Origin of the sequence: Methyloterricola oryzae, assembly GCF_000934725.1 — a bacterium.
GTDB classification, from domain to species: Bacteria; Pseudomonadota; Gammaproteobacteria; order Methylococcales; family Methylococcaceae; genus Methyloterricola; species Methyloterricola oryzae.
Map to the genome: position 1 here is coordinate 373,969 of NZ_JYNS01000002.1, position 15,084 is coordinate 389,052.

The following is a 15,084-nucleotide window of genomic DNA, read 5'->3' on the forward strand; positions in this document are numbered from 1 at the left end:
AACCTCCAGGCGGCGACGCGTGGCTGTGCGCTTGCTGGCTTCATCAGTCCTCCAACTCGTAGGCTTCCACCAGGGTCGCCCGCTCCACGCCTTTCGCGGCGAGCGCCTGCGCGGCCAGGGTCCAGTTGTGCGCCGTGTCCGCACCCAGGTCCGCGACCGTGGAGAAGTTGCGGCTGTCGACGGCGGCCACGGCAGGTTCCGACACGCTGAGCTTGCGATTGCCCGCAGGGCGAAGGCGATCGCGGGCGCGCAGGCCCGATTGGGCCGCGGCGCCGGCGGCGGCACCGGCGCGGAACAGGTCCATGCTCAGCGCGCTGATCAGCAGCTCGAAGCGGAACAACTGGCCCTCCTCCTCGCCGGGGACCAGGTACTTAGTCTCGTAGTCCAGGTTGCCGACGGTCACAGCGTCCGCGGGCAGCGCGTAGTCGTTCAGGCCCACGGCCACGCCCACGTCGAAGGTCTCGAAGGAGGGCGAAGACAGCTTCTGTTCCTCGCTGAGGTTGAGGTACTGGCCGCGGGCCAGGTGTTCGCGGGTCGCCTGGCGGCTGGAGGCGGGGATACCGCCGATGTGCACGCTTTCGAGATCGAAGCGGTTGGCGCCGGTAATGGCGGTCTCGCCAAACTTTTCCAGGCTCAGCCCCAGCGGCGCAATCTTCTGGCTGACCCGCAACTGGCTGGAGGGGTGCGCCAGCACCTTCGCCTCTCCCGGCGTCACAGCGATGGTGGTCAGGGTCTCGGCGCCGAAGGGCAACTCGGTACTCCAGTTGTCGGCCCGGCTCAACTCCGCTGTCAAGAGGGCCGAGACGCTGGTGGCCTCGGCGGGCAGGGCCGGTTCCTCTCCCCATTGCTCGTCGAAGGAGGGGCTGAACTCGAAGAACAGGATCTTGAAATGGGCCTTGCCGCTGATGCGCCAGCGCCCGGGGCCGGCCAGGGTGCCCTCGACACTGACACCCACCAGGGTTTCTCCCATGACCTTGATGGCCATGCCGGCGCGGAAGTCCACCTCGAAGCGGAAGCGCGGCCGGTAGTAGATGAGGGAGTCGAAGCCGATGTAGCCTTCTATGGAGACCACCTCGAGATCCACTTTGACCCTTAGCTCTGCGCCGAACTGGATGGTGGCGGAGGTGACGGCGAAATAGCATTGGAGCGAGATTTCGACGATGCTCGCGATCTTCAGCTTCATGCCGATGCGGTCGAGCCCTGCGGGCAGGCCCGGCGGCAGGTCCTTGAAGCGCGGGTGGAAGCCGCCCACCGCCACCACGAAGGAGGGCTGGTCGCCGTAGTCGATGAGCAGCAGCAGGGAGCCGGTGAGCTCCAGCACCTGAGCCAGGCGCGAGTCGCGCAGGCGGGCGAAGAAGCCGAAGCGCTTGGCGTCGAAGTCCAGATAACCGAGAAAATCCACGATGATGCGCACCACGTCGCCGCGCGTGGTTTCCGGCATGCCAATGCGGACCTGCCCCAGCAGCAGGATCTTGCTAAGGGACACGGGGCCGTCACCGCCCAGGGCGTTGTCCATGGCCAGCACCAGGCCCAGCTTGATCTCGCCCAGCCGCGGGGTGCCCCAACTGAGGCGGAACATGGGGCCGATGAGGAAAGCGTTGCGCCGGATGATGAAGATCACGCGCAGCCGGTTGATGATGCGCGGGGCATCCGCCACCGGGTTCTGCGGGAACAGGATGTCGTCGAACACCCCTTGCGGCAACTGGGTCTGCAAGGCTGGCACGTCGGCGCCGTGGTGCAGGCCGATCAGGCCGCCGATGCCGTCGAAGAAGATGCCGAAGGCGATGTGGAAGCGTGGCAGTTCGGCATAAACCAGCAACAGCAGTGCCCAGCCGCTGGAGCCGTCCGGCATCTTGGTGGTGAGGATGCCGATGGCTTTGATGCCCCAGGCGGCGAAGCGCAGTTCCAGGGCGCCGGCATATTCGCCGCGCTCGAAATCGAAGAACAGGTAGCCGCCCCCCTTGACGATCCCGGCATCCAGTACCAGCCCTAAGCCGTTGGGTGGCTTGAAGCCCAAGGCCGCCTCCATGAAGCCCAGGTTGCCCTGGCGGAAGGCAAGCTGTAACTCGAAGCCGATGCGGTCCACGCTGGCGCGGAAGGCGCCCAGGTTCAGGCCGAAGGCCGTGGCCATTTCCAGGGCCACGTCATAGCCGGCGCCACCCGGCGCCAGCGCCAGCTCAACGGTGTGGATATTGAGCACGCCGCCCAGGGATTTCTCCACCGGGATGGTGGCGCGCCCACGGGTGCCGCCGTCGATGCGGATGCCGCCGCGGGTGTCCGCCGTCAGGCCGAAGTCGAAGCCCAGCTTGATCTCCCCCGAGGCCATGGCGCTCAAGAATCCGTCGCCTTCGCCGGGGCGGATCACCAGCTCGGTTTTTTCCAGCGAGACGCGGAAAGCTGCCCGGTCGGCGAGGATGTCGATCCCCAAGCCTATCTGGCCTATATCCAGGCGGGTCTTGTCGGCATCGCCGATGCGGATGGCCGGCGCGCCGGCTGCGCCTTCCTGCCGCAGGCTGAAGCGGCCGAAGCCGGCGGCGCCGCTGCCTACCTCGAAGCCATGGGGGCTTTCGTCCCAGCCGATGAACATGTCCAGGGCGCTGCCGGCGCCGGCCTCGATCTTCAGGGTGGTCTGCTCGATCTTGCGCTCGAAGGCGCCGCCGCCGCCCAGGGCCAGGAACAGGCCCGGCCCGCCGTGCTCTGCCGGCACGCCCAGGACCGTGAGGGCCAGCTTGGGCGTGGTGTCGGCCACCTTGGGCAGGGACACCACCAGGGTAGTTGCTCGGGAGGAGACCAGATCGGCATTGGGCGTGGCCGAGTCCGGGGCCGGGTCCCAGCCGTAATAAGCGTCCAGCAGCTCGGGGCCGGCGAACTTATCCAGCACCCGTTCCAGGGCCACGGCCACCACCGAGGCCAGGGCGGACACCCGTTCGGCCAGTTTTTCGCCCGAGCCCGGCGCCGATGCCTCGCCCCGCGCCTGGCGCACCAGCACCGCCGGGTCGAACTCGGTGAGGGCCTCAGGGTCGTCGGCGATGAACAGGCTGGTCTTGCCGATGGCGTAGACCACCGGTTCGCGGGTGCGGATCATCTCTGCCGCCAGCAGCTTCCCCAGGAGGTAGGCCACGTCCCAGCCGGAGACGCTATTGGGGTCCTCGGTGAGCTGTTCGCCCATCTGCACCAGGGCGTCCACCAGGTCCTTGAGGTCGGCGACGGTTTCCTTGAAGCCTTCCTTGTCAGGATCGAGCCCGTCGGCGAACTGCTTGATCTGGCCACGCTGCGCCTCGGGAACGCTCTCCCCCGGCGCCAGCCCGAGATCGTCGCGCAGGGCTTCGACGATGTAGGGGTCGCCCAGGTTTTCCTGCACCCATTCCGCCAGTTCCTTGAACCAATCGCGTACCGTGGTGATGGCGTTGGCCATGCCCTTATCCTCCGCTCTGCAGGACCGGCGCTGGATCGCCGGTGGCGGTCAGGGGAATGGCATGCACGGTGTTAGGCACGCCGTTGGGCAGGGCTTCCCCCTCCTGGGATAGGAGGGTGTGCACGACCTGCAGGCTGGGTCCGGAGCCGATTATGGTCACCAGGCCGATGTTGGTGGTGAACACCATTTGACGCAATTGGCGGAAGCGCTGTGTGAGGGCGGTGCTCTGGTGGCGGGCCGCCACGGCACGATAGGCGGCGACATGGGAGGCGGCGTTAGCCGGCACCAGCTCCTGCGCCGCCGCCAGTTTCGGGCGCTGGACGTCCGGCGGCAGGCTGGTCTCCGGCCGCTCGTCGCGTACCAGCTTCAGCCGCCAGCGCCAGTCCGGCTGCTTGTCCGGCGGGATGCCGGCGCCGGCGGGCCAGCCGCGGGTCGAAATGAGGGCGGGAGAACGACGCATCCGAGAGCGCTTGCCGGGCGAGATCTTCGCCCCCGGCGGCAGGGTGATGGGCGCCTTGGCGTTCCAGGCCAGGCGTTCCGGGGCGATACCGGTCTGATAGATCTGCAGCAGGGCATTGCTCCGCAGGACCGCCTCGACCAGATCGCTGAAGCTGTTGCGGCTGGCGCTGGAGGTGAGCTGGACGATGCGCGCCGGCGTCGGGCTGATGCCGGTCCAGAAGTCCAGGGTCAGGCTGCAGGCGTAGTGAACGTCGCCCGACAGGATGATGGCCTTCCCATGACTGGCCAGGCGCTTCAGCAATTCTTCCCGGGCAGGCTCATTGGCGCCCCAGCTCTCGGCGTCAGCGTCTTCCACTCCGGTCACCTTGCCGCCGGGCTCACAGGGCTTGTCGCCGCGCCGCTGCAGGTGTTCGATGCCGTATTTGTAGTCGGCCACCATCTCGTAGATGGGGGCCGCGTATTGCTCCATGATGTGCGGGCCCAGCACCGGAGCCGGCGACACCACGATCAGCAGTTCGCGCCCGTCGGCCAGGGGGCCTGCGGGTACCTGCGCCCCCAGGGAGTCCCCCAGCAGGCTGGCCGGTGCGATGCCCTGGCCGCGGAAGCCGCGGCGGGTGCGGGTGTCCAGCACGATTACCAGATGGCGGGGCCCGGCCACCCGGTAGTGCCACACCACCTGCTTGCCGGCGTCCTCGCCGGCGATGCCGAACAGCACGTTGAGGCGGCTGAGGTTGCTGGTCTCATCCGCCCCGGTGTCCGCCGGCGCCGCGGTGGGGGGTTGGCCCAGCAAGGCAGCGGTCTCGTCGATGAATTTTTTGTTGGGGCTGTCCGCTTTGGCGAAGGCGTCGGGATCGTTGCCCCAGCCCTGGAACAGCCCATAGGCCATGCAACCGTTGCGGATGATGTCCTTGCCTAGGGCTGTGCGCAAAACCCGGTTGCGCCAACGCTTGTTGAGGTTCCAGTCATCGGTGATCTCATGGTCGTCCCAGATCATATAGGTGGCGACGTTGGCCAGCACCCGGGCTACCTTGGAGACGGCGTCGCGCCAGGCAATGACCCGCTCGCGCTCCTTTTCGATCCCTTCGCCGCGTGCCTTCTTCCAGTTTTCCTGGGGCGTACTGCCGCCCGGATAGCAGGCTTCCCAGTCCATGAGCATGGCCTTGTGCTCGGGAGCCAGACTGGCGTCAATGGCCGCGAATATCTCCGCACTGGGCGCCAGTTCGCGCCACACGCGCGGGCTCCAGGCGGCCAGGTACATCGCGGCGAATTCGCCGAAGGTGATGAGATGGCTGTCCGCGTCCGTGGTGGACATGCGAGCGGCTTCCCGGATCAGCTTGCGGCGGCGATAGGTGGGAAGATGGCGGAGATTACCGCGCAGCGCCGCGGTCCAGCTACCGTCTGCGTTGTGCAGGGTGACGAATTCCTCGTAGCCGAGCAGGTCGCTCCCCAAGCGGTTGAGCATGGGCAGCAGGCAAGCGGGCACGTCGTCGGCGTAAATCTGGTCGCCTGTGAGAAAGAGCTGTTGGGGCCTCTTGTCGGCCATGTTGGCGTAGTCATCGGCGATCGTGTCGTCCAGCCAGGCCATTGCGTCCGGGCCCTTGCCGTGGGACTTGCGGCAACTGGCGTGGGCGAGGCGCAGCCGATCGATGCTGGCGGGCGCTGCGACGAAGGAGGGCAGGCGGCCCGTCACATAGCCCAGGGCCAGTTGCGCGGGCCGGCCTTCGGCGGCAGGCCGATCTTCCAGCAGGCCCTCCCCGGCCAGGTCGCTGCTGCCGAAAGAGCCGCTGAGGGCGATATCGTAGGAATACAGGCCCCCTGGGGTCAGGGGCGGACTGCCGGCAGCCGCGTCCAGCTTGACCTGGATGACGCCGACGTAGAGGTGTTCGCCGAAGCGGCGCAGGCTGGTGGCCTGCGAAGATGCGACGGGAGCGCCCGCGCTGGCCGCCATGGCCGTGCCGGCGTAGAGTTTGAGGGTGACGTCGGTGGCCTCGCTGGTGGCCAGCCAGACGCTGCAGGCGTTCGGTTCGACCCGGCGGACGATGGGTCCGGCCAGCACACGGGGAAGGGTCGCGCCGGGCATGGCTCAGCGGCTCCCGTCCTGACAAATCCTCAGAGAGCCCGTCCCAATTGACGCGAGCTCTGTCATGCGCGAAGCGCGTCCTGCCAGTCTTCCCATCACCGATAGCGCCATAGTCCTTCCCTCTCCCTTGCAATTATTGCCATCAAAGTCACGGCTGGTCTCAATCCAGCCAGACTTGTCAGTGGCGGTTGCCAGTCTGACTCGGTCCAGGTATGGTCCGGGGGTCCGTCCCCCGAACGAGGTTTCAGCTGATGACCGGATCCCCCTATGGTGTGAGGATCATCTGGGTCAGGATTCAGCCAAGAACCATGCTTGGCAAGGCCCTATTTGTACTCTGCTTCGTCGCTCTGTTTGTATCGGTCTTCCTTCTCTCGATCTTTGCCTTATTAGGTCTTCTCGGAATCGCCGTTGTCGCGTTTACTGGCTGGTTGGCATTGGGCAGAGGCCACCCAGACAGCCATGGACGGTTAGGAGGGAGTGGAGAGGACCCTTGAGCGTGCTTGAGGCTCTCGCAGGTATCCACACGAACTAGAACTGTAGCGTGGCGCGGATGCCACTGTAGGCGCGTAGAATTTTGGCTGTCAAGTTGGGAAATTTCCGCTGCTGCCAGAAAAGGCGGCTTATTGCAAGAACCGGCCAGAAAATTCAGCTTGCTGCTCGACCTTGCAGGAATCTAGATCCGTGATGCTACATCGGCCAATGTTGCCGTGTAGAATGAGTTCAGTGAGACACTATCGGCGTCGCTAAAGCAAAATGGATCACTTTCCTCCCAATGTCGAAACCGAAACATTCCGGCGATCCGACACTTTGCGCCTGCTGCGCGTGGAGCATCGCAAATTGGACGAACAAATTGAGCGCTTGCAACAGGACCCTTGGGCCGATCAATTGGAATTGCGTCGCCTCAAGAAGCAAAAGCTGCTCTTGAAGGACCTCATTGCGAGAGCCGAGAGCGCCTTGATTCCTGATCTGGACGCCTGAGGGCGACATTTTGCGCGCCTCCGCATTTCGGGCGGCGACAGCCTGGGCTTGAGTAGCGTCAAGGGTTCCTGATGTCCGCTGGAAAGCGAGACCCGTTCGAAATCCTGCACATCCAGTGGGTTCCAATCCAGAGCCAAAGCATGGCTTAGAGGTAACAATGGCGACCCGGGAGGGTCGCCATTGGGTCAATAAGCGTTAGGCAGCGGCAACGTGGGAATTGAACCCTGACAGTATGCTGAGCCCCAAAGCCAAGCCATTGTTGGAGTCAAATGCAGGGGCTTGGGATTGCAGATCTGCATGCTACCGCTCTCGCTTAATCAAGGTGCGGTTGTCGGTGCCGGAGTAGCTCCGGTCGGCGAAAACCCGTACTTGCTGCATTTCGGGTACGTGTAGGCGGCCACTGTCGATGAGACGCCACTTGGATCCAGAATGCTCGCAATCTGAGCTGCCAGTCGCGCCATGTCTTCTTCCGTGACGATATTCGAGGCTGTTTCCATTGCGACATAACCCTTTCTGCCCTTGTTGGCGGCGTCAAGAGATTTTACCGCCGTAGCGACCGCGGAATTTGTCTTTTTGAGGTTATCAAACGCCACTTTCATCGCACTGTATTGCTGCTTCAGCTTGGTAAGCCGACTGGCTTGTTCAGGCGCTTTCATGCCCGCAGTCAGTGGCGTGGTCGACCCGAATGTCGCCACGAACATCGCCATCTGACCGACGGATGCCACCTGACCAAAGACCTTGGAGGCACACGTCTTCTCGTCTTTTGCCGCGCCCATGCCGCACTGAACCCAGCCTGATGGCGGCTGACCCCAGCACACCGGCCCAACCCCGTCATAACCCGGCTGGCAGGCGGTGTAGCAAAGTCCAGCGTCCTTCTGCTCTCCGTTCGCACACACCCCGGTAACCGGATTCCCGATCTCCACTTTTTTGGCGCAGGATAGATCCACCCCGGGGTTCAAACCGAGCGCGCTGCAGTCGGGCGTATTCGCCGGGCGGCAGATACAGCAGCCCACATTGGTGTAGCCCGGTTTGCATTTCGGATAGTACATCGCGCCCCACTTTTCGCAGTTTCCCTTGCCTTGCGCCCCTTCGCATCGGTTAATCATGCCGTTGTCGTTAAGCCCATCGCCGAATTTCCAGGGGTAGCCAGCGCCACGGCCATACTCGGCCGCACGACAAAACAGGCCTTGATCCGTTAGTCCGGGAGGGCAGACGGAATGACAGTCAAAGCCAAAGCGCGCCATTCCGGCAGGGCACTTGTCGTAACAGAGCAGACCAATCATCTCCTGGCCGGGAGCACATGCCTTGGGAACCTCACCGACCCCACGAGGGTAGGAATCCTTCCAGCAGAAGTCGTTTTCTGCATAGGCAGCAGACGCGCACAACACCAAGAACACCCCAAGTCCCACACTACAAAGAAAGCGCATCAAAAGCTTCATGGTTTTTCTCCTCGTCTCTTTTTAATTACGGCGTTTTCCTTCGCAGCGAAATGGCACTACTGCTTCTGGTGCGCGGCCTTGGCCGCAGCCGCCTTTTCGGCAGCGGCGCTTTGAACGTCGATAGCTTTCAACTGCGCATTGGCAACTGCCTCGTTCTGCGCCTGCATATCGGTATAAATTCTTTCCATCAATTTCGCGTCTTGCTGGTTTCCTGGATCAAGCTTTTTCATGGCCTCGGTCAAGTTTGCATCAGCGGCTTGTTGGCGTTTGGTAGCGGCATCAATTTTTTTTTGGGCCGCCTTGGCGGATGCGGCATCCTTGATGCCGGACTGAAGCCTGACCAATTCCTGCGAGGCCGATTTGAATTTTTCCAATGCCTGCAGTGCGGGTGCCGTTTCTGCGAACACTAGCGAGGACAGCCCAATAAGGCATGTACCTGCCACCATTTTGATTGGTGTTACTCTTGAATGCATCGTAGGTTACCTCCCGTGTTGAACTTACGTATCGCGAACTTGAGCCAAAGACGGAATTAGTGCCATGCTTTTTGTTAGTATCCTATTCCTCCCATCCTGTTCATTAAACTATCAAGGCATAACGTTTTTAAAGGCTATTTAAGCCCTTGAAGGTGGTTTAAGAACCCCTGAGCTTGAAAAGACGCTTTATCAATCAGCGTGCTAACTTTAGACCCTTTTTTTTGACCGAGTCTCAAGGAATTCTCCGTATTGGGTGCTGAGAAATATTAGGAGTTTCTCATGTAAAGCTTACCCACACTATCTGGCTGGCTCGGAGCGCATTTGCCGGATTGCGGAATTTCAGATTCGGTCGAAGCGCCGCCAAGCCATCGCCTGCTATTTCTGAACCGTCTCATGCCGAAGTCCTGCCCCAGCGACAAAATCGACTTTTGTCAAGGTTGGCTGGATTTACATAGAACTGCTTTGACAGGTATGGGCGAGCTAGGGGAAGTGTGCTGAATTCGCAACACAAGCGGCGGCATTCTTCTCCTTTCCTTAGCCCCATAGAGAGAAGAAGCGTCGCCTCGGTTGTAATAAGCGCCCGATAGGGCGGCAGTCCATGAATATTGTTGTTCGTCCATCCCTAATCCTTAGCTTTTGTGAGCTTGGAATTCAGCGCGCTATAAGCGCCTTTGGATCTTTATGCTCTTAATTACATACGAGCATTACGATACTGCTTCAGGAAGGATGCCTGAGCAGTTTTCGTAGTAAATATACTATAGAAGATTGACGGATCCGAGAGTAACAACTTTATTCAAGTCCGCGCAAGAGGGCGGCCTAAAAAAGGCATCTGATTGCGCCGCTGAATCCGGTTTTATGAACAGAAATAAGGATTATATTCATGAGGGGCCTGCTCTTCCCATATATAGAGACAACATTCAAAGTTGCAATTGCACTGATGATATCAGCCAACTCTTATGCGCCATTTGGAAGATTGTCATCGCTGTTAACTTGTGATCCACTAATGTGCCTTGATGCAAACTGGCTTTCGTGACGGGTGAAGTAACTGCATAGGGATTTTTCTTGCTCTGCCGAAGAGTAAGGGTGATTGCTTATACCTTGACGTTCGAGTTTGCTGATCAGCCTTATTTTCGCAGGGAGGTTGTGTGCTCGAGTTCAATGTGTCTCCAGAAGAACCGACTGGGCATGCCAGTGACCGCGCGGCCCATCGAAGTTCGCCTCCAATCGCCTTAGGGCCGGTTCTTTCACGTCTTTTTAGATGCCTGTCCTCCCTGCTTCAGGTGCCCGCACGCGTATTCAGTTTGGAACGGCGACAGCCCGAAGCAACGTGCAGGCTTTGCTCAGTTGTTACGCCTGAATCGCTTTTCGTGCGGCTGATAGCACTGTGGGTCTTGGGAATTCTGGTCACGTTCAGCGCAGGATGCTCCTCGGTCGCTTATCTCCCTGGACAAGGCACCGTGGCGCGGCTGCGTGTAGGAGGGGCCAATGTGAGTCTGAATGGAGCGCCGGCGCGCGACGGCCAACTCGTGGCAAACGGGGATCGTGTCACGACTGGCAAGGACAGTACGGCTTACGTGGACTTTCTGTCCGACGGTTATGTTCAACTCGATCAGAATACGGACCCGGTGTTCCAACTGCTTTGGGAGGGTACGCGGTGCCTGATATGGGTCAGGGAGCACTTCCAAGGGCAGGCTTACGAGGAGCCCAGTTCACAATGCGGTACCCGCATCCGTTCCACGCATGGCGAATGGGAGAACAGCGATGCGCGATTCAACCTGCGCGTGGATTCCGAGCAGTCTGTTTTGACGGTACTCGAGGGCAGCTTGGAACTGATCCAGCCGCAGCGCATTGCTGTGTCGCAAGGCTATCAGATGATCGTGACCAAGGATGGGGTGCAGAGCGTACGCAGGCTATCCGGCCGTGAACTCGATGAGGTCACGCGCTGGCGGGCAGCTTTGCCGCAATCTCCCGTTGGGGCTGCGGCACAATGCAGCGGAGCCTGTGCCGATTAGAACTTCCATGACCTGAATTGGGAAAGGTCCAGGCGGTCTGGACCAAGGCCAGGGTTTTCGAACTTAAGAACAACAACGTTTCAGGATGGCGGGGGCAGAGCAGGAATGAGGAGCATTAGAACCGATCGAGATCGGAAGCCCAGTCTCTTAGCTTTGGGAATGGAGCAAGCTTATTTATCAGAGCCCTGCCAGCATCATAAGGAACGGTGCCAGTCGCGTCCGTCTCATCCCCTGCCCCTTTCGAGAACAGCAATACCCACCCTAACAATGTTTTCGCGCACCGGGTTGCTTTTCACCATTCTGCTGCTCGCGGTCAGGATGGGCATCAGCAGCGCCGCCGCCGCGACGACTTGGCGGGGCCCCAGTGTTTTTCCTGACCAGAACGCTTGGAACGATCCAGACAACTGGAACAACGGAATTCCCCAAGCAGAGACTGATCGAACCGAAATCGGCACAGACGAGGGGCAATTCAATTTCCCGCTCATCGATGGAGGAGGCGACCCGCCTGAAGCGTTTGCAGGTCAATTGCTCGTGCTTGGGGACTCAGGCGCTCTCCAAGTTAGCGGCGGCACCCTAAGCGCGGGGAGTGTGATGGCGGTAGGCCAGGGATCGATTTCTCACAGCGGCGGCATCGTCAGCGTCGATGACACGTTGAGCCTTGAGGGCCCATCTGCCGAGTATTCCTTGTCTGGCGAAGGGACCCTCTCAGTGGGGAGGCTGAGTATTTCGTCCGGACGAATGGAGCAGAGCGGCGGCAGTGTGACGGCCGCGAACGTGACGATCGACCAGGGCAGTGTTGTTCAGAGCGGCGGCCTCTTCAGCGTCGGGAACACCATGAGCCTGACGGGCCCGTCTCTGGGGTTTGGCGCCAAGTATACGCTGGGTGCCAATGGAACTCTCAGCGTTCCAGACCTGAATATCAGGAATGGCATTTTCACCCAAAATGGCGGCAGCTTTTCCGGCACAATGACGCTCGGTTTGCTCGGGCCCCAGGATGATCGCGCCGGCGGAACATTGATTTTTAACGGGGGTACTTTCAATGGCACTCTCGTCAACAACAATAATGCGGTCTTCGGAAACACAGGGGCAAGCGACCCGCTCGTATTTAGTGCGCCGATCAGTGGGAACGGCCGCAACTCCATTCTGGGTAATGTGAGCTTCAGCGGTCAAAATACCTTCTCTGGAATCAACGATCTGCAAGGCGGCACCTTGAGCGTGTCCTCCGATGCAAACCTCGGACAAGCCAACTCCGGTCTGAATTTCAACAACGGCATTCTGCGGATTACAGGTCAGTCATTTACGAATTTGGGCCAGCATCCGGTCACTTGGCAAGCCGGGGGAAGCTTCGATATTGCCGATGCCGCCAATGCGTTCACGGTTTCGCAGGACCTGGGGGTTCTGCCAGAGGGTTGTGAGGATGCGACCTGCAACGACGATTTGCCCGATGTGGCGCTCACCGGGCTCACCAAACTGGGACCGGGCACCCTGGTTCTGACCGGGCGTAACACGTATCAGGGGGGCACCTCCATTGTTGAGGGCAAGTTGCAGGGTAATTCCGATAGCCTGCAAGGCGACATCCGTGTCGCGCAGGACACCCGCCTCATCTTCGATCAGGTGAATACGGGAAGCTATGGGGGCACGATCTCGGGAGCCGGCGGCCTGATCAAGCAGGGCGAAGGCACACTCATTTTGTCGGGCTCGAACGCACACACGGGCGGCACGACCCTGGCCGCCGGGACCCTGAGTGTCGCGTCGGATGCCAGCCTGGGCGGCGCGGCCAGTCCCCTGAATTTCGATGGCGGTGTGCTGCAGGTGACCGGGACGACCTTTAACGCAACGCCGCGCACCGTCAATTGGGGTGCCGGGGGAGGGGGCTTCGACATTGCTGATGCCACCCACACCTTCACTGTTTCCCAGGTTCTCAGCGGCAGCGGCGGACTTTCCAAACTGGGCGCCGGCACGCTCGCGCTCACAGGACAAAATACCTACAGCGGCGCCACCAACCTGAATGAGGGAACGCTGAGTGCAAGGTCCGACGCCAATCTCGGCGCGGCTTCGGCGCCTCTTAACTTCAACGGAGGCACCCTGCGCGTCGAAGGCACGAGCTTTACCTCCACCGCCCGCCCGATCAACTGGGGCGCTGCGGGCGGGGCGTTTGACATCGTCGATGCGGCCAACACGTTCACCGTTTCCCAGGTCCTCAGCGGCAGCGGCGGCCTGACCAAACTGGGTGACGGCACGCTGGTTCTGACAGGCGCCAATACCTTCACTGGCCGCACCGAGGTGCTGGGCGGCATCCTGCAGGGCAATAGCACCATCCTGCAAGGCGACGTCAGCACCTCGCAGGATACGCAGCTGGTCTTCGACGAGGGGAGCGCCGACGGTACGTATGCCGGTACGGTGACAGGATCGGGCAGCCTGACCAAGGCGGGTGAGGGCACGCTCATTCTGTCGGGGTCGAACACCCATACCGGTGGCACAATCCTGACCGGCGGCACCTTGAGCGTGGCGTCGGATGACAGCCTGGGCGATCCGGCAAGTGCGCTGAATTTCGACGGCGGGACGCTTCGGATTACCGGGACTTCCTTCAATTCAACGCTGCGCACGATCAACTGGGGTGAGGGCGGTGGCGGTTTCGACATCGCCAATGCCGCCCACACCTTTACCCTCTCCCAATCCCTGAATGGTAGCGGCGGCCTTACCAAACTCGGCGGCGGCACCCTCATCCTCAACGGCAACAACACCTACACGGGACTGACCGTGGTGCAGGAGGGCAATCTGGAAGTGGGCGACGCCGCCCACGGCCGTACCGCCGAGCAGGACGGCGCCTCCATCCTCGGCCCGGTGCGGGTCGATCCGACCGGCATCCTCAGCGGGCACGGCACCATCATCGGCAGCGTCAACAACTTTGGCACGATTGCGCCCGGCGGGTCGATCGGCACCCTCACCGTCAATGGCGATGTCGCCTTCAACCGTGGGTCGACGTTCCAGGTGGAGATCAGTCCCACGCGGGCTAGCCGTTTGAACGCGACAGGCCAGGCGTCGCTGGGCAATGCCGCTGTCAACGTGGTCGCCAATGCGGGAACCTATGCCCCGCGCAGCTACACCATCCTGCAAGCGGCCGGTGGCGTCGCGGGCAAGTTTGGCAAGCTGAGCATTCCCAATGCGCTCTCGATACCCTCGCTGCGCCTGATGACCCCTTCGCTCAACTACTTCGCTGATCGCGTCGACTTGAAGCTCGAGTCCGTTTCCAGCCCGGTATCCGCACCGGAGCACGTGACGCGGCAGTTGATCACGGGCCTCTTGCGCATGGTCGGGGGCCGGTTGGATGCGCCCTTGGGCGAGAACTGCCCGGTCAATCGCCTGGGCTTCTGGGCGCGCGGAATCGGGATGATCTCCACGGCGGACGGCGACGGATTCTCGCCCGGCTATGATGCCGGAACCGCGGGCTCCGTCATGGGCTTCGACCTGCAGGTCAGCGAGCGCGTGTCCGTTGGCATTGCCGGTTTCGCCGGGCACACCGACGTCTCGCTGCAGCAGGCCGCGCGCAGCAACGGCAGCGCCGATAGCGCCATGGTCAGCTTGTATGGCGCCTTCACCTCAGGCGCCTGGCAATTCAAGAGCGTGCTGGCCTACGACAATGACACCTACACGGCACAGCGCTCGATCGCCGCCGGCGATGCCCGGCAGGCCTACAGCAAGACCTACGGCAACCGCGTCAACGACTACACCGAACTGAGCTACAGCTTCCGATCAGGCGACGTCGCGATACAGCCCATCGTCGGCGTGCAGTTGGGCTGGATGCGGCAGAACCCCCTCACAGAATCGGGCACCAATGCCGATGGCCAGAACCTCTCCGTCGATGGCCGCACCTTGTATACCTTCGACACCCTGGTGGGCGTAAGAAGCCGATACGAGCGCTCTCTGATCGAGGGGCTTAAGGCGCAGTTCGAGCTGCGGGCCGTTTACGACCACGATTTCGGCACCTTGCAGGATGCGGTGGGTGCGCGCCGGTCCGACAACCAACCTCAGTTGCTCAGCACGGCAGACCGTCCCAATCAGCGCGACGCGGGCATCGTCGGCGCCAGCCTGGCCCTCCTGACAGCCAACACGCTCAACTTCTACCTGGACTACAACGGCGAAATTCGCGGCGGTCAGCAGGCCCATTTCATCAGCGCCGGCGTCCGCTACGCGTGGTGAACCGCCAGGTCATGCCGGTGGGCGGTAT

Annotated in this window: 9 protein-coding genes; 3 read left to right on the plus strand and 6 right to left on the minus strand. The window is 61.6% G+C overall.

The window, feature by feature from the left end:
* Positions 1-43: 43 nt before the first annotated feature.
* Both EK23_RS05435 and EK23_RS05440 read right to left on the minus strand, forming a co-directional pair.
* On the minus strand, positions 44-3,415 hold the full coding sequence (locus EK23_RS05435; RefSeq protein WP_045224269.1) for a DUF6603 domain-containing protein: 3,372 nt from the start codon (positions 3,413-3,415) through the stop codon (positions 44-46).
* 4 nt (positions 3,416-3,419) lie between these two features.
* Complete coding sequence (locus EK23_RS05440) at positions 3,420-5,954, minus strand: metallophosphoesterase family protein (RefSeq protein ID WP_045224270.1); 2,535 nt, start codon at positions 5,952-5,954, stop codon at positions 3,420-3,422.
* A 753-nt stretch (positions 5,955-6,707) separates the two neighbouring features.
* Between EK23_RS05440 and EK23_RS05445 the strand changes: the two genes are divergently transcribed.
* Positions 6,708-6,932: a DUF465 domain-containing protein gene (locus EK23_RS05445; RefSeq protein WP_045224271.1), complete on the plus strand. Its 225-nt coding sequence runs from the start codon at positions 6,708-6,710 to the stop codon at positions 6,930-6,932.
* A gap of 317 nt (positions 6,933-7,249) precedes the next feature.
* Here EK23_RS05445 and EK23_RS05450 read toward each other — a convergent pair whose 3' ends face one another.
* A complete protein-coding gene (locus EK23_RS05450) occupies positions 7,250-8,371 on the minus strand; it encodes a hypothetical protein (RefSeq protein ID WP_145998564.1) in 1,122 nt (373 codons plus the stop codon).
* A gap of 56 nt (positions 8,372-8,427) precedes the next feature.
* Positions 8,428-8,844 carry a hypothetical protein gene (locus EK23_RS05455; RefSeq protein ID WP_145998565.1) on the minus strand — a complete coding sequence of 139 codons (417 nt, stop codon included), beginning with the start codon at positions 8,842-8,844 and terminating at the stop codon, positions 8,428-8,430.
* 1,487 nt (positions 8,845-10,331) lie between these two features.
* On the opposite strand from EK23_RS05455, the gene EK23_RS05460 reads away from it, so the two are divergent.
* Complete coding sequence (locus EK23_RS05460; RefSeq protein WP_145998566.1) at positions 10,332-10,856, plus strand: FecR family protein; 525 nt, start codon at positions 10,332-10,334, stop codon at positions 10,854-10,856.
* Positions 10,857-11,080: 224 nt separating this feature from the next.
* On the opposite strand, the gene EK23_RS23615 is transcribed toward EK23_RS05460, so the two are convergent.
* Together EK23_RS23615 and EK23_RS23620 are read right to left on the minus strand one after the other, a co-directional pair.
* On the minus strand, positions 11,081-11,269 hold the full coding sequence (locus tag EK23_RS23615; RefSeq protein ID WP_158002450.1) for a hypothetical protein: 189 nt from the start codon (positions 11,267-11,269) through the stop codon (positions 11,081-11,083).
* Between the two features lie 292 nt (positions 11,270-11,561).
* Positions 11,562-12,056: a hypothetical protein gene (locus EK23_RS23620; RefSeq protein ID WP_158002451.1), complete on the minus strand. Its 495-nt coding sequence runs from the start codon at positions 12,054-12,056 to the stop codon at positions 11,562-11,564.
* A 15-nt stretch (positions 12,057-12,071) separates the two neighbouring features.
* On the opposite strand from EK23_RS23620, the gene EK23_RS21525 reads away from it, so the two are divergent.
* A complete protein-coding gene (locus EK23_RS21525) occupies positions 12,072-15,056 on the plus strand; it encodes an autotransporter outer membrane beta-barrel domain-containing protein (RefSeq protein ID WP_158002452.1) in 2,985 nt (994 codons plus the stop codon).
* Positions 15,057-15,084: the final 28 nt, after the last annotated feature.

Bases quoted from the DNA above. Each gene is read 5' to 3' on its own strand.
- EK23_RS05435 (WP_045224269.1), bottom strand. From the start codon at position 3,415: ATGGCCAACGCCATCACCACGGTACGCGATTGGTTCAAGGAACTGGCG.
- EK23_RS05440 (WP_045224270.1), bottom strand. From the start codon at position 5,954: ATGCCCGGCGCGACCCTTCCCCGTGTGCTGGCCGGACCCATCGTCCGC.
- EK23_RS05445 (WP_045224271.1), top strand. From the start codon at position 6,708: ATGGATCACTTTCCTCCCAATGTCGAAACCGAAACATTCCGGCGATCC.
- EK23_RS05450 (WP_145998564.1), bottom strand. From the start codon at position 8,371: ATGAAGCTTTTGATGCGCTTTCTTTGTAGTGTGGGACTTGGGGTGTTC.
- EK23_RS05455 (WP_145998565.1), bottom strand. From the start codon at position 8,844: ATGCATTCAAGAGTAACACCAATCAAAATGGTGGCAGGTACATGCCTT.